This is a genomic window from Tamlana crocina (assembly GCA_040429635.1).
GTDB lineage: Bacteria > Bacteroidota > Bacteroidia > Flavobacteriales > Flavobacteriaceae > Flavisericum > Flavisericum crocinum.
The window spans coordinates 799,934-823,969 of the sequence record CP158972.1; the positions used below are offsets into that span (position 1 = coordinate 799,934).

A 24,036-nucleotide genomic window follows, 5' to 3' on the forward strand; every position below is an offset into this window, starting at 1 on the left:
CTAGTTTTTAATGATTTTTTTGATGACATTTCCCAAATTTGAATTAATATTCAAAAAGTACATTCCGTCTTGAAAATGGGAAATGTCAATGGTATTATTGCCTCCATGCAAAACCCCTTTTACTAAAACTTGACCGTTAATATTTGTTAATTTGTATAAAGCTTTTTGAAGCGTATTGATGTGAATTTTATCTTTTGTTGGATTAGGGTATAAAGTAGTTACTGTTTGGTCGTTTTCTTCTGCAATAGTTAAGGTTGAGGCCTCATAGCTCACCTTAAAATCATCCACATACAATTTATCTTGCCCAACGGTGTTAAAGTGCCTTACAATGATACCAATATTTTTTCCTGCAAAAGATATGGGTATAGCGGCTGTAATATCTTTCGCTGTTCCAGAACCACCTACCGTTAAGGTTTCTTCGTGTATTTTAGTGTTGAACGACTGTCCTAAGGCTTCATCAAAAACATAAACGGCAAAGTGCTCTGCAGGGCGATCACTACTGGAAGCCTCTACATTTATTTTAAATGAAATGGATGTTGCATTGTTGGGAATGGTAATGGCTCCGGTTGGTGTAATAAGTAAATTGTCTGGGGTTAATGCACCGGCAATATCATCATAAGATTTAGAAAAGAAACTTGTATCTGTTATAAGGCCTTTTCCTGCAACATTGCCGTTTTCTGTTTCCCAAGTAAAGGAATCGCCATCATTATTTGTGGCTGAAAAGTTTGCATAGTCACTAGAATCGGAAGACCATACAATGCCACAATCTTCGCTAAAACTTGTATGGGCATCTATGTTTGTCCAGTTTGTAGAAGAATAGGATGGGTCATCTACTTGGATGCAAGTTAGGTTTGGATTGTCTGTTGTGTTAAAATAAAAACCTCCTGTGATTAAAGTATTATTACCATTTTTGATGTTTAAATATGTTAGCTGGTTCTCATTGCATTCTATTGCTTCCAATTTTAAATGACTTGATAGGTCTAAGTAGCCTAATTGGTTATTGCCACAGCTTAACCATGTTAACTGCAAATTATTACTAACATCTAAGCTAGTTAATCGGTTATCAAAGCACCAAAGTATATCTATCAAAGTATTTTGATTTATGTCTAAATTAGTCAATAGATTTGCTCCACAATTTAAATCGTCCAGAAGTGTATTATTACTAACATCTAAAGTGTTTAATTGATTAAATTGACATTGTAATCTTTCTAAAAGAGTATTATTGCTAATATTTATTGTAGAAATTTGATTGACGGCAAATAAAAGTTCTCTTAAATTAGTGTGAGCATCAACATTTAAGGAGGTTAGTTGGTTGTCTTGGCAGCTTAAGATCTCTAATAGGGTATTATTGCTAATATCTAAAGATGTTAGTCCATTGCTGTCAATCCATAATGTTTTTAATAACGTATTATTGTTTACGTTTATATTTTGAATAGAGTTTTGACCACATGTTAATTCTTCTAATAGAGTATTGTTACTAACGTCTAAACTAGTTAAGTTATTCGAGCCGCAAGAAAGTTTTTTTAATTGAAATTTATCACTAATATCTAAGCTTGAAATTTGATTGAAATAGCAATCTAAATTTGTAAGATTAGGGTTGTTGCTTATGTCTAATGTTGCTATTTGGTTAGCACTAACAGACAAGGTTTCTAATAAATTGTTATTGCTAATATCTATGGATGTTAATTGACTGCCACTAATTTGAAAATCTTTTAACAAGGTGTTATTTGTTAAATTAATACTTTGTATTGAATTGTTGTTAGCATTTACTTCTTCTAAAACGGTGCTATTGTTAATATTTAATGAGGATAAATTATTAGAATAACAAAGCAATTTCTTTAATTGTAAGTTATTGCTAAAATTTAAGCTTGTAAGATTATTTCCTTGACACCTTAATTCAGTTAAAGCAGTAAAAGCTTCTATTCCTGTAAGGTCACTAATATTTCTGTATGATATATTTAAATATGTAACACCAGAAATATCAGATGTAAAAACCTTACCATTAATAGCTCCATCGCTATCAATGCCCAAATCGATTAACGCTTGTTCAAAATTGACATCGGGTATGGCGGTGGTTTGGGAAAATCCTAAATAAGAAATTGTGAACAATATAAATGAGAGTAATTTTATTTTCATAGTATTATATTCTTGTTGATAATAGCATCAAGGAAGGGGGGCGTAATTAATACCACCCCCTAATATTATATGTGTTAGGCTGCTGGTTATTGCCATAAGCAACCCCAACATCTCTGGCAGCTTGTATTCTAGATTTTTCAACATCTAAAACTTTTAGTGCGTAGTTCCAATTTCTGTCGCTTAATTCTTTTACTCTATCTGATATTTTAGAGAACAACGATTTAACTTGATTGAAACAAGGTGCGGTGGGTTCAACCGTTGCCAAAAGTGCAGCCGCTTCGTTAGCGGCATTAATATCTTGGTTGGCGGCCCAAATACCACTGGCTTCCGATAGTTTAACTTTGCAATCAAATTCAATAGCTTTGTCGTAATAGGTAGCAAGCTTGGTTTTTATTTTATCAAAACATGTGCTAACTTCAGGAACGCTTGATAATAAGGCTAGAGCTCCTTCATAGTTGTTTTGTGAAGCTAATGCATCAGCTTGCTTAATAACTAAGTTGCAATTGTTGTTAAAGTATTCAATAATACGTTCTTTGCTTCTTGTTACTAAATCTTGTAATGCTTGGTTTTTAGGTTTTATTTGATTTATTGCTGCCATATAGGCTTTGTTTTCATTGGTGCCAACGCCTTTAACCATTATGGATTCACTTGTATATAGTGTACCCTCAATACCATCACCAACATAAAGTGTAACCTCTAGGTTTAAGGCGATTTTTGGAGGGGCTGTAGGCAAAACATCTTTGCTAATCACAGTAATATTCGGTGTAATGATAAACCGTGAGTCATAACCACCTTGAGCAATGCCATTTTTTGTAATGATTTGGTTTAATTTGTTTGAAAGCATACTTTTAGCATAAGTAGGAACACTTTCTGTTTGATTAGGAATGTAAGATCCTAAAAAAATACCATCGTAATTAACATTATTTTGTGCTGCCAATGTTAGCGAGGCAATGAGTACGAAACTGGATATTATTTTTTTCATTTCTTTCATTTTTTAAAATTTATTTACCACCAAGAATTATGGTGGCTCTTCCCAGTCCTTTCATGACCAATTTGTTTGGGATGTTATATGGAGCACTTTTTAAATATTTACTAAGCTCATATACAAAACGGCGTGCATCTAAGGCTCTACCTTGTTCATTTTCCAATGGAATTCTAACTTGTTCAAACAATGCCATGTTTTCGGTCATGTCTGTCGTGCTAAAACGCCCTTTTACAGCGTTGTCTGCTAGCCAATCTTCAATAGCAAAACCAAGGACTTCACCACCATATTCCGTATCTAAATCGCCATCCCAATCATTCCATTTTTGAATGCGGACAATAATTTCCCTACCATTTTCAAACATATCATCAAAATGTGCTTGTAAACGTTCGGTAAATTTATCCATGTGGGCCAAAACTGCTTCAGACAGCAATACTGGTAATTCGGCTGAAAAAGAAGGTGCCCCCGTGCCAGCAGCAGTAGCAATTTGTTTATCGGTATAGGCATCTAAACCCTGAAGGTTAAACGTAATGGATTTTTTAGGGCCAGTTTGGTTTACTGTCCAAGTAAGTTGCATGATAATATCTGCTTTAGCCGCTTTTTTCAATGCATCTATAGGGCTTTCGGCTACACCACTGCCCGAATCGCTAGAGGAACGTAAATTGTCTTCAGCCGAATTGGATTTTAGTGTTTTAATGGCCGATTCCATATTTTTTAGTGGAAAGCCCCTGTCTGCCATCATACCATTTATTTGGCTAATAACTAAAAGTACGTCGGTATCTTGTTGGAATGCTTTTTGATAATCAGGTATTTGAACCAAAGTGCCTTGGTCATCAAAATTCATGACGTAACCATTTTTTATACACCAAGCATCACTTGGAACCACCATAATTGTTGGTTTTTTGGCTTGGCTAAATGTTATTGCACTTATTAAAAATAGGCAATAGGTAATGTGTAAGTGTATCTGTTTTTTCATAAGTTGTGTATTAATAATTAAAATCCGGATGCTAAACCTCTTATAATGCCTTCTTCTTCCAATCGTTTTCTTAACATATCGGTTTGGACATTAACTACGGCGCCAATTTTGTATTCACGTTTGCTTACTTTCAATCGATCGCCAGCAGCTATTCTACCGTCTGTAGCTGCAGACACGTATTTAAGGTAATCGCCGCCATCGGCAAAAAAAGCATCAAAGAATTCAGCATGTTCAGCTGCGGTTTTAGCAGATTTTAGTAAAGGGCTAAAGGAAGTGCATCCTTGTCCGCCACCTGCAAATCCCTTAAAAATGATACCATGTACGGCATTTTTCATGGCATGCGAAATGGCATGTTTTGGATTTTTGGAATAAGACCATACTTTTACAAGTTTGGACCCTAGTTTTGCAATGCCTTCGCACTCGATATCATAACGAAAAATTTCGGTGTCTTTGTTGGCTTTTTCATTTTTCCATTGGGCGTTTGCACTTACCCCAATTACCAAGAAGGCAATTATAATAAATAGTGGTTTTGTTTTTTGTATCATGTTGTTTTAGTATTTAAGGTTAATTAATTTGTCTGATTAGCATACCCGGAAAATATTTGTTTTTTCCTCCACTGAAGGTAGTGTATTCCAATTCTGAAGGATTTTCTTCGTCGGCATTAAAGCGGTTATCCCATATGAGTTCCTTTTCAACTTTTATAACGCCTAAGCGTTCGTATTCAATAACTCCATTTTCATTGAGTACTTGTTCCAAAACTTCATATTTATCGCCTTTTTCCAAGCCTTCTTTGAGGCCAATTTTTGCTGCCAAAGGATCTGTACTGATCAATGGCGTTTTTGTTCTAAAGACTTCAAATTCCCTTTGCAGTTTGGCAATAACGTTGTCAACCGCTCTAACCGTTGCAATACTTATTAAATCTTCGTTGCTTTTTTTGGTATAAACGGTGCTTTGTACATCGGCCCAAGAAGTGGCCTTGCCAACATATTCAAACTTGAATAGGTCGGTTTCGTCAAAAGCATTTTTCTTTTCGGTGTCAATGGCACTATCTTCCGTCCAGTAGCTATTGTAAAATATCCCAGCGATGTCATCGTTCCAAACCAGCTTGTACAAATAAGCTTGGGTTTTGATGATGTAACCTTTTCCGGCAACTTCAACGCCTGCCGAGGTTGCGTCAGACACCGTTGCCACATCGTTTTTCCCAAGAATTGAAGCTACATCTGAAACGCTGCCCAAAATGCCTTTGGCTTGGTCGGCAATTTCTTCTTTGTTGGTGTACTTAAAATTGTTGACCACCACAAAGGTGTTTTTTATTAGTGCTTCGCCTGCATCGGCTAACATCGCCGAACCGCGTTCACTATTGTTGGCAATTTTCACATCCAAATCGGTGGCGTTATAAAAGCCTCTTTCGGCAATTAAATCCATGTTAAAGCCACCGTTTTCACTTCTGTTGAACCATTTGGAAACCATGTTTTTAGCAATATTTTTACTGTTTAAATAATTTAATATGGCCAAATGTTGGGTGTCATCAGAACTACTATTGTTAGATTTTAAGGAAACTTTAGATAGTAGCCCTTTCTTTTTGGGTTGTTCGCTGGCTTTTGGTTTTGTATAAACCAGGGTCGTATCGTTTTTAGGAATTAGCCTAGTAAATACCCTGTGGTTGTTGAACTTGTCGGGCAAGGGTGCATTAACAAAAACGTCTTGTATGGTATTGGCATATTCCTGTTGTGGATCGCTAATCATGAGGGTGTGCAACGAACTACGTTTATATTTTACATCAGTGTTTTGTTGTTGGGCGCTTGTAGATAGTGAAAACAAAAAAAGCAGCGAAAAAAAAACATTCTTAAAAAAAAGTTTCATGTTGAGAGTGTGTATGAATTAATAATAATACCGCAAGGCTTTCGGGAAGGCTATGGATTGATTTGTTTAAATGCTGTTAAGATTGAGGGTAACTGTTTTGTTTTTCATTGTTTTAAGATTTTAAAGGGTCAATTAATAGTTGTGTTTTTAAATTATCGATTAGTCTTCAAATTAGGAAGTATTAGCTAAAGGCTGTTTAAAATGATTTCTACTCTATTTATGCTTTCAGTTCAGAGTATATTTTTTCTTGATACTGGTAGTAGCTATCTTAAACAAGTACTTTTTGCACAAACCAATAAATTCTGCCAGAAATAGACCTAATGCTTTTGTGTGTAGTTTCTTCCTATAGATATAGTGCTTTTTGAGAGAGAGAAAGGGTGTTGAATATTTATAATAAAAGGAACAAATAAAAAATTGTTAATACTTTTTTGAGATAAAGATTTCATTGTGGTTGAGATTAATTAATAGCGTTTTAAAAATAATACCGTAGCTATTAATAGAATACCTAAATTTATTATTTGGCAACTTCCAGTTATTATTTGCGTATTTTTATGATGTGTGAATAGTATATTTTTTATATTGTTTATATATTTGGTTTAGCAACAGTATTTTAATCCTCTTATGTTTAGAAAAATAAGCTGCTTGTGTTTTTTGATAAGTGCCGTTCTGTTAGCTCAACAAAGAGACATCGACTCGATCGAAAACCAATTGTTAAACACGAAGTTGGCAGATTCTACTAGATTGAATTTGTTAACAGATTTAGGGTATTATTACTATTCCATTAATGCTAAAAAAGGGTTGAAAGTTTTAGATCAAGCTCTTTTGCTAGCCAAAAGTTTAAAAGACATAGATAAAGAGGCAAGAGCATACCAATACAAGGGGCATAATTACTCAACAATTGGTAATGATTCCATGGCATTAGCCATGTATGATAAGGCAGGTGAAATTTACAAAGCTGCCAATAATTACAATAAACAGGCAAGACTCATTTACAATAAGGGGCTCATATATTTCAATAAAAGCAATTATGTAAAGGCTAATAGGTGTAATATTGAAGCTTTTGAAGCATTTAAACAAGCAAATGATAGTGTGTTGATGGCAAAAATGCTTAATAGTATAGGTATAAATTATATGTATTTGTCTGACTATCCATCGTCTTTATCAAAATATTTAGACGCACTCGCCATTTATAGAGATTTAAAAGACACACTTAGTCTAGATTATGCTAATACCACCCAAAACCTTGGAATTTTATATACTAAGTTAAAAACATATAAAAAGGCATTAGTATACCATGAAAAAGCTTCGAAAATTTACGAAACTTTAGATTATAAATACGGTTTAGCCAATAGTTACAACAACATTGGTAACATTTATGATTATTTAAAACAGCAACAAAAAGCCATTGATAATTACAGAAAATCATATGGTATAATGCAAAAAAGTGACAATAAATTAGGAATGGCCAATGCCTTGACCAATATAGGCATTGTAAACGTTGGCTTTAAAAAACATAACGAAGCGCTAAACAATTTCAATAAAGCCAAAGCGCTTTATGAAACCCTTGGCAATACCAATAATTTAGCCATAGTTCATGAATACATTGGCGAAAGTTACTTGAACATAAGCAGTTTACATAAAGCAAAAAATCATTATCAAAAGGCTTATAGTTTGGCTGAAAAATCAAAAAGCATATCATTGCAAGTATCAGCTTTAGAAGGTTTAACAGAAGTAAACAAGCAGTTAAAAGACTATAAAAGCGCATATAATTATATTAATGAAGCTATAATATTAAAAGACAGTTTTAATTCTATTGAAAAGAAAGAAGAATTAGTAAGGCTTGAAGAAAAATATAAGTACCAAAATGAAAAAAATATATTAGAGAATAATCATATACAAGAGCAGTTGCTTTTTGCAAATGAGTTAGAGAGACAAAAAATTATAAAAACAACATATTTAGCAGGTGGTAGCATTGCGTTATGTTTTGTAATTGGATTAATGGTTTTTTATAAGAAAAAACGAGAAGCCGATTTTAACACCAAAGTTGCCACAACCGAATTAAAAGCGCTACGAGCACAAATGAACCCACATTTCATTTTCAATACGTTAAATTCTATCAATAATTATATTGTTAGTAATAAGGTTGATGATGCTTCAAATTATCTTACTAAATTTTCTAAACTCATGAGACAAACACTAGAGGTGTCTATGTATGAAAATATTACTATTGAAGAAGATGTAAAGCTGTTAGAAAATTATTTAGATATTGAAAAAAAACGCATTCCCAACGGATTTAATTATGAAATTAAAATTGATGATGGCATTGATAAAAGTAACGTTTTAGTACCGTCAATGATTATGCAACCGTTTGTTGAAAATAGTATTTGGCACGGTGTATCAAAACTTAACGGTGCTGGTGTAATTACTATTCAAGTTAAAAAATTGAACAACCAACAGCTGTGTTATAGTGTAGAAGATAACGGCGTGGGAATAACACCTGCAAACAAAAAGAATACGGCGCACAAATCATTGGGTATTAAAATTACAAACGATAGAATTGCAGTTTTAAACAAAACCAAAAATATAAACGCACAAATTAAAATTATTAATAAAAGTCTAGGTACAAGAGTTGAAGTAATATTGCCTTTTCAGTTAGCATATTTAAATGATGATTAATACATTAATTATAGATGATGAGCAGCATTGTATTGATGCTTTGCTAAAATTAACCAGTAAATACAGTGATGTTTTTAATGTTGTAAAAACATGCACAAACGTTAAAAATGCGGTTGAAACAACAAATGCGCTAAACCCAGATTTAGTTTTTTTAGATGTTGAAATTAACAACCAAACGGGGTTTGAGTATTTACAAAAAGTAAGGCATTTAAATTTTATGGTTGTTTTTACCACGGCTTACAGTAAATACGCTGTAAAAGCATTTAAGTTTGCTGCGCTACATTATTTATTAAAACCTATTGATTTTGATGATTTTGATGAGGTTGTAAATAGGCTGAAATCTCAAAAATCTACTGACGATGTAAATAAAAAAATAGACACATTACTCTATAATTTAAAAGAAGACCCAGCCAAAAAACGTATAAGCATAAACACTGCTAATGAATGTGTGGTTTTAGATGTTTCAAATATTATTTATTGTGAAGCTAAAGTAAATTATACTGACATTTACATTGAAAACGGAAAGAAAATTACAAGTTCAAAAACCTTAAAGCGTTTCGAAGAAATGCTAAAAGAAAGTGGTTTTTACAGGGTAAGTCAATCGTGTTTGGTAAACCTAAGTCACGTTAAAAAATACACAAAAACAAAACCGCCATACGCTGTAATGAGTAATGCTGAAAAAGTTAAAGTGTCGTTAAGCAGTAAAGAAGGGTTTTTAAAACAGTTGATTAATTTATAGGCATAAAAAAATGCGAGCTTTTTAGCTCGCATTTTTTATGAATGATATGTATATGTTTCGGTTTTTATAAAGCAACCAAATCGCCTGTTATATCTTTAGAAGGCAAGTCTGATTTACCCATCAAGAAAATATCTACTTGACGCGCGGCCTCACGACCTTCGGAAATAGCCCATACAATTAACGACTGCCCGCGGCGCATATCACCGGCAGTAAAGATGTTAGGGATATTGGTTTGGTACTTTCCGTATTCCGCCTTATAGTTTGAACGGGCATCTTTTTCAATACCTAATTTATCAGCTAAAGTGCTTTCTGGCCCTGTAAAACCTAATGCCAATAACGCTAAATCGCATGGCCAAGTTTTTTCAGTACCCGGTACTTCAATTAATTGAGGACGCTCACCCGGAACCATTTTCCACTCTACGTTAACCGTTTTCAGCGCGGTTAATTTGTTGTTTTCGTCCGTAATGAACTCTTTGGTGTTAATCAACCAGTTACGCTCAACACCTTCTTCGTGAGAAGACGATGTTTTAAGCTGCAATGGCCAAAATGGCCAAGGCGTAGTTGGCGAACGGTGCCCTGGTGGTTTCGGCATAATTTCGAAATTCACTACCGATTTGGCGCCGTGACGGTTCGAGGTTCCAACACAGTCAGATCCCGTATCACCACCACCAATAACAATAACGTTTTTGTCAGTTGCCATCACTTGGTTTTCCACTTTTTTACCAAACAATACTTTGGTTTGTTGGGTTAAGAAATCCATAGCTTGTACCACACCATCGGCATCAATACCTGGGGTTGGTAAGCTACGTCTTTCTGTGGCACCACCACAAAGCACAACGGCATCAAAAGCCTTAAGTTCTTTGGTGTCGTAATTAACGCCAACGTTAACATTGGTTTTAAAGGTGATACCTTCGGCTTCCAAAATAGCTAAACGACGGTCTATGATTTCCTTTTCCATTTTAAAGTTAGGAATACCGTAGCGTAAAAGCCCACCGATTTCGTCATCTCTTTCGAAAACGGTTACGGTGTGTCCGGCACGATTGAGTTGTTGTGCGGCAGCCAATCCAGCAGGACCAGATCCAACAACGGCGATGGTTTTTCCTGTTCTGGTTTTTGGTGGCTGAGGTTTTATCCAACCTTCCGCGAAAGCGCGCTCAACGATTTGTTTTTCGATATTTTCGATGGATACGGGGTCTTCAATAATACCCAATACACATGATTTTTCGCATGGCGCAGGGCACAATCTCCCAGTAAACTCCGGGAAGTTGTTAGTAGCGTGCAATAACCAAGAGGCTTTTTGCCACTCGCCTTGGTGTACCATGTGGTTAAAATCTGGTATTAAATTACCTAGTGGGCAACCACTATGGCAAAAAGGAATACCGCAATCCATACAACGAGAGCCTTGTTTGGTAATCTCTTCTTCGCTTAATGGAACTGTAAATTCTTTATAATGTTTTACCCTATCTTGAACAGGGGTGTATTGTTCATCTTGTCTGTCAAATTCTTTAAATCCGGTTACTTTTCCCATGACACTATGCTGTTGTTAATTCTTCTACCATTTGTTCTTCTGTCTCTAAACGCTTAAGGGCACGCTTGTATTCTATTGGCATTACTTTTACAAAGTTGCCTAAGCTGTTGTCCCAATCTTCCAATAGCGCTTTTCCTCTGTTACTGTTTGTGTACAGTACGTGCTTTTCAATAAGCCCTTTTAATTCTGCTGCATCTTCAGTAGAAATATCTTCAAATTCAATAGTTTCGGTATTACATAAACCGTTAACAAATTTGTTTTCAGGATCGTAAACGTAAGCGATACCGCCACTCATACCTGCGGCGAAGTTTCTTCCAGTTTTACCAAGAACAACCACTCTACCACCAGTCATGTATTCGCAACAATGGTCTCCAACGCCTTCAACAACGGTGTGTGCACCAGAGTTTCTCACGGCGAAACGTTCTCCTGCAATACCGTTTATATAGGCCTGACCTTGAACGGCTCCGAATAAACAAACGTTACCAACAATGATGTTGTTTTCAGCAATAAAGTCGGCCGTCGCCGGTTTTTTAACAATCAGTTTGGCTCCAGAAAGTCCTTTACCTAAATAATCGTTAGTGTTTCCGTCAACAGTAAAGGTTAAACCGTGGGCTCCAAAAGCACCAAAACTTTGTCCGGCAGAACCAGTGAAATTGATGTTCAATGTATCTTCAGGTAAACCTAAGTGGCCGTATATTTTCGAAATTTCATTACTTACAATAGCACCAACGGTACGGTTAATGTTCTTGATTTTGTAATTCAAATTCGTTTTTTCCTTTCTATATAAAGCTCTGTGCGAATCTTTTAGGATAGTGAAATCCAAAACGTTTTCAAGATTGTGGTCTTGAGCTTCAGTATTTCTCACTGGCATTTGGCTGTAAGCTTGCGGCCTGTGTAGGATGCTCGATAAATCCAATCCTTTCGCCTTGTAATGTTTGATGGCTTTATTGGCATTGATTTTATGCGTTTGCCCAACCATTTCGGCCAAAGTTCTGAATCCTAATTGAGCCATAATCGCTCTTAATTCTTCCGCTACATAGTAGAAGAAGTTAATAACGTGCTCTGGTGTGCCTTTAAAGTTTTTACGCAATTCTTTATCTTGAGTTGCGATACCTACAGGGCAAGTATTTAAATGACATTTACGCATCATAATACAGCCAGAAGCTACTAATGGAGCAGTAGCAAAACCAAACTCTTCAGCACCTAATAAAGCGGCAATGGCAACGTCGCGACCAGTTTTTAACTGACCATCACATTCTACAACAATACGGCTACGTAAGTTGTTTAGTACCAAGGTTTGTTGTGCTTCAGAAAGTCCAAGTTCCCATGGCAAACCAGCGTGCTTTAATGATGTTAAAGGTGAAGCTCCCGTACCACCATCGTAACCAGAAATTAAAACCACGTCGGCTTTCGCTTTGGCCACACCGGCAGCAATGGTTCCTACACCAACTTCCGATACTAGTTTTACGTTAACACGGGCTTCGCGATTGGCATTTTTCAAATCGAAAATCAACTGCGCCAAATCCTCAATAGAATAAATATCGTGATGCGGTGGTGGTGAAATTAAACCTACAAACGGGGTGGAGTTACGTGCAGCGGCAATCCATGGCAATACTTTTTCGCCTGGAAGCTGTCCGCCTTCACCTGGTTTTGCACCCTGTGCCATTTTGATTTGAATTTCCTTAGCATTGGTCAAGTAGTGAGACGTTACACCAAAACGACCTGAAGCTACCTGCTTGATGGCAGAGTTTCGGCTATCGCCGTTCATGTCTTTTTGGAAACGTTTTCTGTCTTCACCACCTTCACCTGAATTGGATTTTCCTCCAATACGGTTCATGGCAATGGCCAAGTTTTCGTGCGCTTCCCTTGAAATAGATCCGTAAGACATTGCACCCGTTTTGAAGCGCTTTACAATCTCCGTCCAAGGTTCTACTTCCTCGATTGGAATAGGGTCTAGGTTATCGAACTCAAATAAACCACGGATGGTCATTAAGTTTTCAGACTGTTCATTGATGGCTTTGGCATAAACATCGTAGCTGTTTTGGTCGCTTAAGCGTACCGCCTGTTGTAATTTTGCAACCGTTGTGGGGTTGAACAAATGGCGCTCGCCGTTACGTCTCCATCGGTAATCGCCACCAATGTTTAAACCTAGTTTTTTATCAATTAAATTATCTGGATACGCTTGTTTGTAGCGTTCGTTAATTTCTTTTTCAATTTCGTATAGCCCGATACCTTCAATTCTTGAAGCGGTATATGGGAAGTATTTTTCAACAAATGCAGAGTTGAAACCAACGATTTCGAAAATTTGAGAACCTCGGTACGAGTGTAATGTTGAGATTCCAATCTTGTTCATGATTTTCAACAGCCCTTTACCAATGGCTTTGTTGAAGTTTTCAACGGCTTTGTCTTCATTCAAGTTTTCAATGAAACCTTCCTTTACCTGCATTCTGATGATTTCGTTCACCATGTACGGGTTGATGGCACTAGCACCATAGCCGAACAAGGTAGCAAAGTGGTGAGGCTCGCGAGGCTCGGCCGACTCTACAATAATATCGAAATACGAACGCTTGCGTAAACGGTTCATTTGGTGGTTTACATAAGAACATGCCAATAACGATGGTATTGGAGCAAAATCCTTATTAACCCCTCTGTCTGAAAGAATAATAATGTTTGTACCTCTTTCAAGTGCTTTTGTAACCTGAACGATGATGTTTTCCAAAGCATCTTCCAGTCCATTTAATCCTTGCGCTTTAGGGTAAAGGATGTGGATGGTTTCAGCCTTAAAGCTGTCGATGGAAATGGTTCTGATTTTTTCTAAATCGGCATTTGAAATGACCGGATTTTGAATTCTTAATTTTCTACATTGTCTTTCGGTAATGCTGAAAATGTTACGGTCTTTACCTAAATTCAAACTAATGTCGGTTACAATTTCCTCACGTATACCGTCCAACGGCGGGTTGGTAACTTGGGCGAATAATTGCTTGAAGTAGTTTGAGATAAGTTGAGGTCTGTCTGATAATACAGCCAACGGCGTGTCGATTCCCATTGAACCTAAAGCCTCTTTTCCGGCAACGGCCATAGGGGTGATGACTTCCTGAATATCTTCAAACGTATAGTTGAATAAACGCTGACGTGTTTTTATATCGATAGTTTCGATTGGGCAAGTTTCGTTGGTATAAGGGACGTCCCTTAAATGTAAACGGGTTTTGTCCAACCATGCTTTGTATGGTCTTTCAGAAACTATTTTTGTTTTTATTTCTTCGTCGTTGATAATGCGGCCTTCGTTCATGTCTACCAAGAACATTTTTCCTGGCTCCAATCTTCCGTGGCTCTCCACATCGGCGGGGTCAACGTTTACCACACCAATTTCAGAAGACATGATTAATTTTCCGCTTTTTGTAACGGTGTATCTTGATGGTCTTAAACCGTTTCTGTCCAAGAGGGCGCCAATGTAATCGCCATCAGTAAATGGCACGGATGCAGGGCCATCCCAAGGCTCCATGATGCAGGCATTGTATTCGTAAAACGCCTTTTTGTCTTCGCTCATGGTTTTGTGTTTTTCCCATGCTTCAGGAATCATCATCATCATGATTTCGGGTAGCGAACGCCCTGTGTGGGTTAATAATTCTACCACCATATCCATAGAGGCAGAATCTGATTTTCCTGGCAAAATGATAGGGAACAGTTTTTCGATTTGCGGACCGAAAACATCACTTTTCATGATTTCTTCGCGAACACGCATACGGCTTACGTTACCTCTTAAGGTGTTTATTTCACCATTTTGGCACATAAAACGGAAAGGCTGTGCCAGTTCCCAAGTAGGCATGGTATTGGTTGAGAAACGCTGGTGTACCAATGCCAAACGAGTTACTAAATCTATTTGCTGTAAATCGGTATAATATGGGCCAATATCCTCTGGCATGATTATACCTTTGTAAATTAAGGTTGTTGTTGATAAACTTGGTAGGTAGAAATATGAACTTTCTGAAATTTTGGAGTTCATGATTTCGTGCTCCGTTATTTTGCGGGCAGCATATAATTTGGCTTTAAATGTGGCCTCGTCAATAGCTTCGGTTTTGCCGATAAATATTTGCTCGATATTGGGTTCTGATGCCTTGGCAATTTCACCCAATTGGCTAGAATCCACGGGCACTTTTCTCCACCCTAAAATAGAAAGGCCTTGGGCTTTTATTTCTTTTTCAAAAACGTTTTTGCAAAAGGTGTATTGGTTGGTGTTTTTTGGTAAAAATACCATACCAACTGCATACTCTCTTTGCTCGGGTAATTCGAAATCGCAAACCCGTTTAAAATAGTCGTGAGGGATATCAATAAGCAAACCAGCACCATCACCAGTTTTTCCATCGGCACTTACACCCCCTCGGTGCTCTAATTTTACCAGAATCTCCAAAGCATCGTGGATGATTTGATTTGTTTTCTCTCCTTTAAGATTACAAATAAAACCAGCACCACAATTGGCGTGTTCGTATTCGGGTAAATAAAGTCCTTGTTTCGTCAGCATAATCAACAATTATTGGTTTTAAAACTTGAGTTGAAACGTAAAGATACTCACTAGTTTTCGAACCGCAATAAGGTGTGTTTCATTATTTCGATTTTAGGAGCGAACCTCAATTAAAAATAATTATATATCAATATTACATCGCTTTTTTAATAAATATTCAAACAGCATTTTTTGAGTGATAAATATAGATATGCTAATTAAAGTCAACGAAAAGTTGTTTAAATAAAAAAAACTGCATCAAAAATTTGAAAATACTGACAATAATTCAATTGAATGTATTGTTAAAAAACTAAAAAAATAAGTTTTTTGGGTGATACCCCTAAAAAAATAGGGGGTAATTTAAAATATTGATAAAAATGAATTAATAAGCCCTGTTTTTTTCGGGGGGTAAAATATTTTATGATAGTTTTACATCGTTCTTAAGGAAAAATTAACAAAAAGAATTAGTAACTAATAAAATGAAAACAATTATGAAAAAATTTATTACACTTTCAATGTTCTTTCTAGCATCATGTAGTTTATTTGCACAAGAGGAAGGGAGTAAACTTTCTATCACGGGTAGTGTTGATGCTTATTATCAAACTTATTTAACAGCTCCAGATAATGCAGGTGCAACATTCGGTACTGCTTTTGCTGGCAAATCTGGGTTTGCATTGGGTATGGGTAATATTATTGCTACTTATGAAGGAGATAAAGTAGGAGGGGTTTTAGATTTAGTAACTGGGCCAAGAGGTGCAGGGGCTACTTTTAATACCGATATCGTTGATGGAATAGTAAACCAAGCTTATGTTTACTGGAATGTATCAGAAGGTACTACCTTAACTTTTGGTAGATGGAATACGTTCTTGGGCTATGAGGTTATTGCTCCAGCAGCAAACTTTAACTACAGCTGCTCTTATTTATTTTCAAGCGGACCATTCTCTCATATGGGTTTAAAAGCAGATTTTGCTTTGTCTGATGATGTTAGTTTGATGTTGGCGGTTACTAACCCATGGGATACTAATGATATTTCAATGACTGGAGAGTATGCTCTTGGTGCTCAGTTGGGTGCTTATGGTCAGTACTTGAATTTATATTATGACAGCGGTAATAATGGTGGTTTAGGTTTTGAAATCGACTATACAGGTGGTTTCGATTTATCTGATGCTTTCTACTTAGGTGTAAATGCTGCTTATAATGATAATGATGGGGCTGGTTTCTACGGTGCTGCTCTATATCCTCAATTAGCAACTTCTGATAGCTTCTCAATTGGTTTAAGAGGTGAGTACTTTGCTTTACATGGTGACGGTGATGATTTGCCATCTGTATTCGCTACCACTTTAACCGGAAGCTATACTGTTGAAAACTTAATCATCAAGCCAGAGGTTAGATTGGATGCTTTAACAAACCAAGATGACGGAATGTTTTATGGAAACTTTGTTGATAGCGACGGAGCTCCTACCGATAGCTTAGCTGCCTTTACTTTGGCTGCTATAATAACATTCTAATATGTAAAAACATATAACATAAAAACAGGCAAAGCAAGTTCTGTTTTAAATAAAGAACTTGCTTTGTTATCAAATTAACTAACCCTAAAAATTATTTATTATGTCAATATTAAATATGCCCCTTATAATGCAAGACACCGCCGCTATTGAAGGCGACATGGGAATGCTTTGGATGCTAATCTCTGGTATTTTGGTATTCTTTATGCAAGCAGGATTCTTTCTAGTGGAGTCTGGAATGACAGATTCTAAAAACGCTGTAAACATTGCCATGAAGAATTTCCTGGATATTGCAGTAGGTTCGTTGGCGTTCTGGTTCATCGGATATTCTTTAATGTACGGTGCCGATGCTGGGGGAGGATTCTTCCATTGGGGTGGTTTTATATTCTCTCAAGGCGCAGCCGATTTGTTCTTCCAAACGGTATTTGCCGCTACGGCAGCTACGATTGTTTCGGGAGCTATTGCCGGAAGAACAAAATATACAACGTACGCTATTTTCAGTTTAATATTAACGGCCTTTATCTACCCAATTGCTGGTGGATGGGAATGGAACGGCGGATGGTTGAATAATACCGACGGTATTATGCCAGCCGAGTTTATCGATTTTGCAGGGTCTTCTATTGTTCACTCCGTTGGAGGTTGGGCAGCTCTTGTTGCTGCTTGGATGGTAGGGCCAAGAATTGGTAAGTTCCTTAACGGGAAGCCAATCGAAATGCACGGTCACAACCAAATGTATGCTACTTTAGGTGTATTTATCCTTTGGTTGGGATGGTTCGGTTTCAACGGTGGTTCTCAATTAGCTTGGGGTGGCGATGATGCTACTGGAGCTTCACAAGTAGTGCTTGTAACAAACTTAGCTGCGGCCGCTGGTGCTTTAAGTGGTTTGTTCTTGACTTGGATCAAAAATGGTAAACCAAACTTAAGTATGACTTTAAATGGTGCGCTTGCTGGTTTGGTAAGTATTACTGCGGGTTGTGGTAACATGACCGAAGGTGGTGCTGTGTTGGCCGGACTAGTAGGTGGTATTCTTGTAGTGTACTCTATAGGTTTTGTTGAGAAAACATTAAAAATTGATGACGCTGTTGGTGCCATTTCTGTACACGGTGTTGCCGGGGCCTGGGGAACTTTAGTTATTGGTCTTTGGGGTGTTGACGGTGATGCTGGTATTGGTTTATTCAACGGTGGTGGCGCTGCTCAATTAGGAGCACAAGCCATTGGTGTTGTTGCCTATGCGGTTTGGGCCATTGGATTGTCTTTTATATTCCTATATATAATGAAGGTAACAGTAGGCTTAAGAGTTTCTGAAAAAGAAGAAATAGCTGGTCTTGACTGGTCAGAGCATGGTTCTATTGCTTACCCGGGTAAGAGACAAAGAGAAATTGAGGAATAATAAGTTTAAAAATAACATCATGTTTAAAGAGTGCCTTTGTTACAAGGGCACTTTTTAAACATTTATAAAAATGCAATTTAGGGTTTTAAGGAGAATGTAATTATTTTCTATTTTTAAGAAAACTAAAACCAAATAAGATAATGAATTATGAAAAAAATTGAAGCAATTATTAGAAAATCAAAATACAGTGTGGTGAAAGAAGCCTTGCACGAAGTAGGTGTGAACTTCTTTTCTTATTGGGACGTAACCGGTCTTGGTAATGAAAAAGAAGGTCATGTTTACAGAGGTGTATCTTACAGCACAAGCGATATTCAACGTAGATACTTATCTATTGTGGTAAATGATGATTTTGCAGAAAAAACCATTCAAACCATAATCAGTTCTGCCGGAACAGGTGAAGTAGGTGATGGAAAAATTTTCGTTTCTGATGTTGACGAATGTTACAGAATACGAACAGGTGAAAAAGGCGGAGAAACTTTAAAATAACAAAAACAAAAAATATTACATAAAACAATTATAATGGAAGGATTATTTACAGCAAACAACGTATGGATGATGATCTGTACGGCACTAGTTTTCTTTATGCATACAGGTTTTGCATTTTTAGAAATTGGATTGACTAGACAAAAAAATACGATTAACATATTATTTAAAAACATATTTATTATAACCGTTGGCTTACTGCTTTACTACATCGCTGGTTTCAATTTAATGTACCCAGGTTTTGAAGAAGGCGCAGCAGGTATATTTGATTTTGCAGGATTTGGTATTGCAGCTCCTGAAAATGGAATGACGCCAGAGTACGCTGATGGCGGTTATACTTGGTGGACCGATTTCCTTTTCCAAGGTATGTTTGCCGCAACGGCCGCAACTATTGTTTCGGGTGCTGTGGCAGAGCGTATTAAAATTGGGCCATTTATGGTGTTTACCGTATTGTATGTTGGAATTATTTACCCAATTGCCGGGTCTTGGAAATGGGGTGGCGGATTTTTAGATCAATTAGGTTTTTACGATTTCGCTGGTTCTACTTTGGTGCATTCAGTTGGTGGATGGGCTGCTTTGGTGGCGGTTTGGTTACTTGGTGCCAGAATTGGTAAATTCAAGAACGGAAAAGCTCAGGCCATTCCAGGTCACAGTATTCCAATGGCTACTGCCGGTGTATTGATCTTATGGTTAGGCTGGTTTGGATTTAACGGAGGTTCTGTACTTTCTGCTGATCCAGAATTAACTTCATTAACTTTGGTAACAACTTGCTTAGCTGCTGCTGCCGGTGGTGTGGTTGCTGCTTTCGTATCATTTATTAAGTACAAAAACTTAGATCTAACCATGTTCCTAAACGGTATTTTAGGTGGATTGGTTGGTATTACTGCTGGCGCAGATGTAATGACTCCAGAAAGCGCCATTATTATTGGTGCTATTGCTGGTGCGCTTATTGTATTTGCAGTTAGCTTTATCGATGCTATTAAATTGGATGACCCTGTTGGTGCTATTGCAGTGCACTTGGTGTGCGGTATTTGGGGTACGTTGGCTGTTGGTATTTTCTCAACTAACCCAGACCACACATTTTTGGCGCAATTAACGGGTGTAGCTTGTTATGCGGCCATTTGTTTAGTGTCATCTTTCCTTATTTTCTTTGTAATGAAGAAAACGGTTGGAATTAGAGTTTCTGAAAAAGAAGAATTGGAAGGTTTGGATGCCCACGAGCACGGTATGGATGCTTATCCAGATTTCCGATTGAACGAACATTAATATTCAATTAAGTTTAATTAGAATTAAGGATGTCTTTTTTTAAAGGCATCCTTTTTTTTGTTATATTTATTAGGTGTTTGCAAGAGTAAACTTAACTTAAAAATATCTGATAAAGACAAAGCGATACAGCATGAAAAAAATTGAAGCAATTATAAGGAAATCGAAGTTTAATGTGGTAAAAGAAGCCTTGCACGATGTGGGCGTTAACTTTTTCTCCTACTGGGACGTTACAGGTTTGGGTAATGAAAAAATAGGCCATGTTTACCGTGGTATTTCTTATAGTACTAGCGATATACAAAGACGGTATCTTTCCATTGTGGTAAACGATGATTTTGTAGAACCGGCCATCAATGCCATTTTAAAGTCGGCCTCAACGGGCGAAGTGGGTGATGGTAAAATTTTTGTGTCGAGTGTCGAGGAAGCCTACAGAATCCGCACCGGAAGAAAAGGCGGGGAGACGCTTAACTAATTAGAATTTTAACAAAAACAAAGGCACCTTCACAAAACACAAAAACCCTTGTAAACATGAGGGTTTTGTTGTATATAGAGGTATAAATAACCCCCGAAAACGGCCAAAAAGGGTCGAAAACGGGGTTTTCAGTTTCTATTAAAATGGAAATACAAAGAATTTCTGGCCTACAAGGTCGTCTTTCCCTTTTTTCCCCAGTGAAGATTATGCCCTTTTCTACGCGCGCTTTTTAGAGGGCAATCTCGGAAAAATCCATCAAGCGATTCCTTGGGATGATTTAGTTTTACAATTTAAGGTCAAAGAACAAAAATTGGGCAACAGCATGTTGTTCGGTCCACGCGGTCGTTTAGCCCCAATGTTTTTAAAACACTATGCAGGCTGTTCGGGCAGGAAGCTCATGGAACAGATTTTGAGTCTCAATTACAAAAACATAACAATATTGATTTTACTGCCCAATATTACCGCAGAGTAGTCACTGTAAAACAAGTGTACGAGCAACAAAGCAGCTATTTTAAAACAGGCCAAAAGATAAAAGACCGCATTGTAAGCATATCCAAAGATTACCTGCGCCCTATAGTAAGAGGTAAAGAAACAAAACCCGTGGAGTTTGGAGCCAAGGTCAATAAATTACAGATATACGGCACCAACAAGAACCGAAGTTTTGTAACCAAGCACCAGATAAAGACCGATTTTAAGCGCAAGGGAAAATTACCGAAAGACCACCAAGGTGGAAACAGGCTAAAAGCAGCCATAACAAAAGAAAGAGCTTCACGATTAGAAGGTAGTTTTGGTAAAGAAAAGGAACATTGCCACCTCAAAGAAATCAAGGCGAAAACAAAACCAAATGAAATGTTATGGGTCTTCTTTGGCATACATACTGCCAATGCCTTAGAAATGGGAAGGCGAATGCAAAACGCCCCAAAGCAAGTCGCTTAAAAAAAAGTGATTTCCATTAATGGGGAACGTGCACCGTGACGTTAAAAAAACACATGCCTTTTGTGTATTTAATTTTCTTTTTTATCGCTAGCCAAAGGAAAACTGTCAAAGGGAAGTATTGAAAACAAAAAATAGCACCAAAATATAATTAATGATACTATTTTCTGAATGTGCCAATATAGAGGCCTAAAAGTATGGCCAGTTTTATTGTCAGTTGTGCTTTGCGTCTTCCACTTTTCGTGACAAACTTTACCGCAGCAGAGCTTAAGGCTTTTCAATAGTGCGGTTATCAAACTCCATTTTTTTGTTCATTTGGAGGTTTAAGTTCGAAAAGGCAACCAAAAATTCCTTTGTATTTTTTAATAGTTCGTCTTTTGTTGTGGTCGATAAGTTGTAAAGACTTTCCAATTGGTGGAATTTAGTATCTAAAACCAGTATCCTGGCCAAAACCGATTCGGTGTTTAAACCATTGGGCAGGGTTTGCCTTAAATTTTTAAAAAGACCTTTTTGGGTTTCTTTGCTGGTTTCAAAAAAACTTAAATCGCCCAATTTTATGTTGCTTATAAGCTCTTGTAATTGTGTGTATTCCCCCGAGTTTTTCATCAAATTTTTGGCTTGCTCGTCCAAAATATAATCGGTGTATTTCAGTTTGGCCAGATCCTGCTCGGTCAGGTTTTGGTTTTCGCTTGTTTCGGTGTCGTCCGTGCTGGGTTGTTCCTGTGCGTCTTTGCACGATGAAAGGAAAACTAAGCAGGCCAAAAAGAATAAAAGATTAGTGCGCATACTTTAATTGATAAAGGTTGATTGCAAATATATCAATACTTGAATTTTATGGACTAAGCAAAGATTCAAATTGATAATATTCATTTTTAAAAATAGAATATTATCAATAAAAACTTGTTATTTTTGAAGTATCTTTAACAAACTTATTTTTAATGGGCTCTAAAATATTGATAATTGGTGCGTGCGGACAAATAGGTTCTGAGTTAACTTTTGCTTTAAGGCATATTTATGGCGAGGACAATGTGATTGCCAGCGATATAAGTTACAGCAATTTGGATGTGGTTAATTCCGGGATTTTTGAAATTGTTGATGCCCAAGATTATGCCAGCGTAAAAACCTGTGTTGAAAAATTCAATATCGATACCGTTTATTTAATGGCCGCATTATTAAGTGCCACGGGAGAAAAATACCCAATGAAAGCATGGGATTTGAATATGACTTCGCTGTTCAATGTGCTGAATTTGGCACGGGATAAATTTATTAAAAAAGTGTTTTGGCCATCCAGCATTGCGGTTTTTGGTTCCACAACGCCCGTAAATTACACGCCTCAATACACTATAATGGAGCCTAGTACCGTTTATGGAATAACCAAACAGGTGGGAGAACGGTGGTGTGAATACTATTATAATAAATATGGTGTCGATGTGCGCAGTTTACGTTACCCGGGCATTATCAGTTGGAAAACACTGCCCGGAGGAGGAACTACCGATTATGCTGTTGAGATTTATCATAAAGCCATAAAAGAAAGGGCTTACGAATGTTTTTTAAAGGAAGATACCGAACTGCCCATGATGTTTATGGACGATGCCATTAAAGCAACTATTGATATTATGCGGGCGGAGGCCGAAGATGTAAAAATCCGATCGTCGTACAATTTGGCGGCTATTAGTTTTACACCCAAAACCATTGCCGAATCGATAAAAAAACGCATCCCAGAATTTAAAATCAGTTATAAGCCCGACTACCGGCAAGATATCGCTGAAAGTTGGCCAAAACATATCAACGATTCGTATGCGCGGCAGGACTGGAAATGGAAACATCAATTCGGTTTGGAAGACATCACCGAAGAAATGCTATTCCAATTAAAGAAAAGTATGAAGACGTTTTAAACAAAACGGATTGATAGAAAATTCATCAATCAATATTTGTATATTTGGCAACCCTAAATGTTAAAAATTATGCTCGAAAATTTTTGGTTTAACGTAGAATATGGCATTAATCACGTTCTGGATATTAATGCTTACGACCATGTTTTGTTTCTTATCGTTTTAACCGTTCCATATCTTTTTAGAGACTGGAAAAGAGTGCTGTTGCTGGTGACCATGTTTACCTTGGGGCATACCTTGTCTTTGGTTTTAGCGGCCTATGGCGTGGTGAGTGTGGATGCTGCGATGGTTGAATTTTTAATCCCTATTACCATTATGGTGGTGGCACTGTTTAATGTATTCACGTCCGGAAAAGGGGCGCAGCGCGAAAAAGTAGGAGTGCTGTTTTTGTCAACCTTGCTTTTTGGGCTTATCCATGGTTTGGGTTTTGCACGTGAGTTTAGAATGCTTTTGGGCGATAGCGACAACAAACTGGTGATGTTGTTGGAATTTGCTTTAGGTATTGAACTTGCACAAGTCATTATCGTGTTTATCGTGCTGTTTTTGGGCTATATTGTGCAGACCATTTTTAGGTTTAACAAACGCGATTGGATTATGGTTATTTCTGCCATCGTAGTCGGGTTGGTCATTCCCATGATTTTGAATAGTGATTTTTTGTCGTAAACCCAAAATTCTCTTAAATTTTCTAAAAACTTTAACG

At 37.1% G+C, this 24,036-nt stretch carries 18 protein-coding genes; 10 read left to right on the top strand and 8 right to left on the bottom strand.

The features are described 5' to 3' along the window. Genes ABI125_03585 through ABI125_03605 form a run of 5 tightly spaced genes read right to left on the bottom strand, consistent with a single transcriptional unit; the run spans nucleotide 1 to nucleotide 5,957 of the window. Nucleotides 1-2,136, bottom strand: a complete 2,136-nt coding sequence (locus tag ABI125_03585; GenBank protein XCF06947.1) for a T9SS type A sorting domain-containing protein — start codon at nucleotides 2,134-2,136, stop codon at nucleotides 1-3. Between the two features lie 46 nt (nucleotides 2,137-2,182). Further along, nucleotides 2,183-3,118: a hypothetical protein gene (locus tag ABI125_03590; protein ID XCF06948.1), complete on the bottom strand. Its 936-nt coding sequence runs from the start codon at nucleotides 3,116-3,118 to the stop codon at nucleotides 2,183-2,185. A 19-nt stretch (nucleotides 3,119-3,137) separates the two neighbouring features. Beyond that, nucleotides 3,138-4,094 carry a DUF6175 family protein gene (locus ABI125_03595; protein ID XCF06949.1) on the bottom strand — a complete coding sequence of 319 codons (957 nt, stop codon included), beginning with the start codon at nucleotides 4,092-4,094 and terminating at the stop codon, nucleotides 3,138-3,140. A gap of 17 nt (nucleotides 4,095-4,111) precedes the next feature. Beyond that, nucleotides 4,112-4,639, bottom strand: coding sequence for a hypothetical protein (locus ABI125_03600; protein XCF06950.1), 528 nt, complete (start codon nucleotides 4,637-4,639; stop codon nucleotides 4,112-4,114). A 19-nt stretch (nucleotides 4,640-4,658) separates the two neighbouring features. After that, entirely contained in the window at nucleotides 4,659-5,957 is a 1,299-nt protein-coding gene (locus tag ABI125_03605; protein ID XCF06951.1) for a hypothetical protein, read from the bottom strand. A 723-nt stretch (nucleotides 5,958-6,680) separates the two neighbouring features. Between ABI125_03605 and ABI125_03610 the strand changes: the two genes are divergently transcribed. Together ABI125_03610 and ABI125_03615 are read left to right on the top strand one after the other, a co-directional pair. After that, nucleotides 6,681-8,633, top strand: coding sequence for a tetratricopeptide repeat protein (locus tag ABI125_03610; protein XCF06952.1), 1,953 nt, complete (start codon nucleotides 6,681-6,683; stop codon nucleotides 8,631-8,633). Then, a complete protein-coding gene (locus ABI125_03615) occupies nucleotides 8,623-9,372 on the top strand; it encodes a LytTR family DNA-binding domain-containing protein (GenBank protein ID XCF06953.1) in 750 nt (249 codons plus the stop codon). Before ABI125_03610 ends, ABI125_03615 begins: the two co-directional genes overlap by 11 nt. Before the next feature lie 64 nt (nucleotides 9,373-9,436). Here ABI125_03615 and ABI125_03620 read toward each other — a convergent pair whose 3' ends face one another. Continuing rightward, nucleotides 9,437-10,900, bottom strand: a complete 1,464-nt coding sequence (locus tag ABI125_03620) for a glutamate synthase subunit beta (protein ID XCF06954.1) — start codon at nucleotides 10,898-10,900, stop codon at nucleotides 9,437-9,439. Between the two features lie 4 nt (nucleotides 10,901-10,904). Then, nucleotides 10,905-15,419: a glutamate synthase large subunit gene (gltB, locus tag ABI125_03625; protein XCF06955.1), complete on the bottom strand. Its 4,515-nt coding sequence runs from the start codon at nucleotides 15,417-15,419 to the stop codon at nucleotides 10,905-10,907. A gap of 470 nt (nucleotides 15,420-15,889) precedes the next feature. Here gltB and ABI125_03630 point away from each other — a divergent pair, with 470 nt between their 5' ends. The 6 genes from ABI125_03630 (at nucleotide 15,890) to ABI125_03655 (ending at nucleotide 21,447) form a co-directional block, all read left to right on the top strand. Further along, nucleotides 15,890-16,906 (top strand): outer membrane beta-barrel protein, encoded by a 1,017-nt coding sequence (locus ABI125_03630; protein XCF06956.1) that lies wholly within the window; start codon nucleotides 15,890-15,892, stop codon nucleotides 16,904-16,906. A 100-nt stretch (nucleotides 16,907-17,006) separates the two neighbouring features. Next, nucleotides 17,007-18,293, top strand: a complete 1,287-nt coding sequence (locus ABI125_03635; protein ID XCF06957.1) for an ammonium transporter — start codon at nucleotides 17,007-17,009, stop codon at nucleotides 18,291-18,293. A gap of 147 nt (nucleotides 18,294-18,440) precedes the next feature. Beyond that, on the top strand, nucleotides 18,441-18,779 hold the full coding sequence (locus ABI125_03640; protein ID XCF06958.1) for a P-II family nitrogen regulator: 339 nt from the start codon (nucleotides 18,441-18,443) through the stop codon (nucleotides 18,777-18,779). 33 nt (nucleotides 18,780-18,812) lie between these two features. After that, nucleotides 18,813-20,042 carry an ammonium transporter gene (gene amt / locus ABI125_03645; protein ID XCF06959.1) on the top strand — a complete coding sequence of 410 codons (1,230 nt, stop codon included), beginning with the start codon at nucleotides 18,813-18,815 and terminating at the stop codon, nucleotides 20,040-20,042. A gap of 130 nt (nucleotides 20,043-20,172) precedes the next feature. Further along, complete coding sequence (locus ABI125_03650) at nucleotides 20,173-20,511, top strand: P-II family nitrogen regulator (GenBank protein ID XCF06960.1); 339 nt, start codon at nucleotides 20,173-20,175, stop codon at nucleotides 20,509-20,511. 486 nt (nucleotides 20,512-20,997) lie between these two features. After that, nucleotides 20,998-21,447 (top strand): transposase, encoded by a 450-nt coding sequence (locus ABI125_03655; GenBank protein XCF06961.1) that lies wholly within the window; start codon nucleotides 20,998-21,000, stop codon nucleotides 21,445-21,447. 264 nt (nucleotides 21,448-21,711) lie between these two features. On the opposite strand, the gene ABI125_03660 is transcribed toward ABI125_03655, so the two are convergent. Beyond that, entirely contained in the window at nucleotides 21,712-22,230 is a 519-nt protein-coding gene (locus ABI125_03660; protein XCF06962.1) for a hypothetical protein, read from the bottom strand. 152 nt (nucleotides 22,231-22,382) lie between these two features. Between ABI125_03660 and ABI125_03665 the strand changes: the two genes are divergently transcribed. Together ABI125_03665 and ABI125_03670 are read left to right on the top strand one after the other, a co-directional pair. Then, a complete protein-coding gene (locus ABI125_03665) occupies nucleotides 22,383-23,339 on the top strand; it encodes an NAD-dependent epimerase/dehydratase family protein (GenBank protein XCF06963.1) in 957 nt (318 codons plus the stop codon). Between the two features lie 69 nt (nucleotides 23,340-23,408). After that, nucleotides 23,409-23,999, top strand: coding sequence for a HupE/UreJ family protein (locus tag ABI125_03670; GenBank protein XCF06964.1), 591 nt, complete (start codon nucleotides 23,409-23,411; stop codon nucleotides 23,997-23,999). Nucleotides 24,000-24,036 lie beyond the last annotated feature (37 nt).

Bases quoted from the DNA above. Each gene is read 5' to 3' on its own strand.
- ABI125_03600 (XCF06950.1), bottom strand. From the start codon at position 4,639: ATGATACAAAAAACAAAACCACTATTTATTATAATTGCCTTCTTGGTA.
- ABI125_03665 (XCF06963.1), top strand. From the start codon at position 22,383: ATGGGCTCTAAAATATTGATAATTGGTGCGTGCGGACAAATAGGTTCT.
- ABI125_03630 (XCF06956.1), top strand. From the start codon at position 15,890: ATGAAAAAATTTATTACACTTTCAATGTTCTTTCTAGCATCATGTAGT.
- ABI125_03615 (XCF06953.1), top strand. From the start codon at position 8,623: ATGATGATTAATACATTAATTATAGATGATGAGCAGCATTGTATTGAT.
- ABI125_03635 (XCF06957.1), top strand. From the start codon at position 17,007: ATGTCAATATTAAATATGCCCCTTATAATGCAAGACACCGCCGCTATT.
- ABI125_03670 (XCF06964.1), top strand. From the start codon at position 23,409: ATGCTCGAAAATTTTTGGTTTAACGTAGAATATGGCATTAATCACGTT.
- ABI125_03660 (XCF06962.1), bottom strand. From the start codon at position 22,230: ATGCGCACTAATCTTTTATTCTTTTTGGCCTGCTTAGTTTTCCTTTCA.
- ABI125_03650 (XCF06960.1), top strand. From the start codon at position 20,173: ATGAAAAAAATTGAAGCAATTATAAGGAAATCGAAGTTTAATGTGGTA.
- gltB (XCF06955.1), bottom strand. From the start codon at position 15,419: ATGCTGACGAAACAAGGACTTTATTTACCCGAATACGAACACGCCAAT.
- ABI125_03640 (XCF06958.1), top strand. From the start codon at position 18,441: ATGAAAAAAATTGAAGCAATTATTAGAAAATCAAAATACAGTGTGGTG.
- ABI125_03585 (XCF06947.1), bottom strand. From the start codon at position 2,136: ATGAAAATAAAATTACTCTCATTTATATTGTTCACAATTTCTTATTTA.
- ABI125_03590 (XCF06948.1), bottom strand. From the start codon at position 3,118: ATGAAAAAAATAATATCCAGTTTCGTACTCATTGCCTCGCTAACATTG.
- ABI125_03595 (XCF06949.1), bottom strand. From the start codon at position 4,094: ATGAAAAAACAGATACACTTACACATTACCTATTGCCTATTTTTAATA.
- amt (XCF06959.1), top strand. From the start codon at position 18,813: ATGGAAGGATTATTTACAGCAAACAACGTATGGATGATGATCTGTACG.
- ABI125_03605 (XCF06951.1), bottom strand. From the start codon at position 5,957: ATGAAACTTTTTTTTAAGAATGTTTTTTTTTCGCTGCTTTTTTTGTTT.
- ABI125_03620 (XCF06954.1), bottom strand. From the start codon at position 10,900: ATGGGAAAAGTAACCGGATTTAAAGAATTTGACAGACAAGATGAACAA.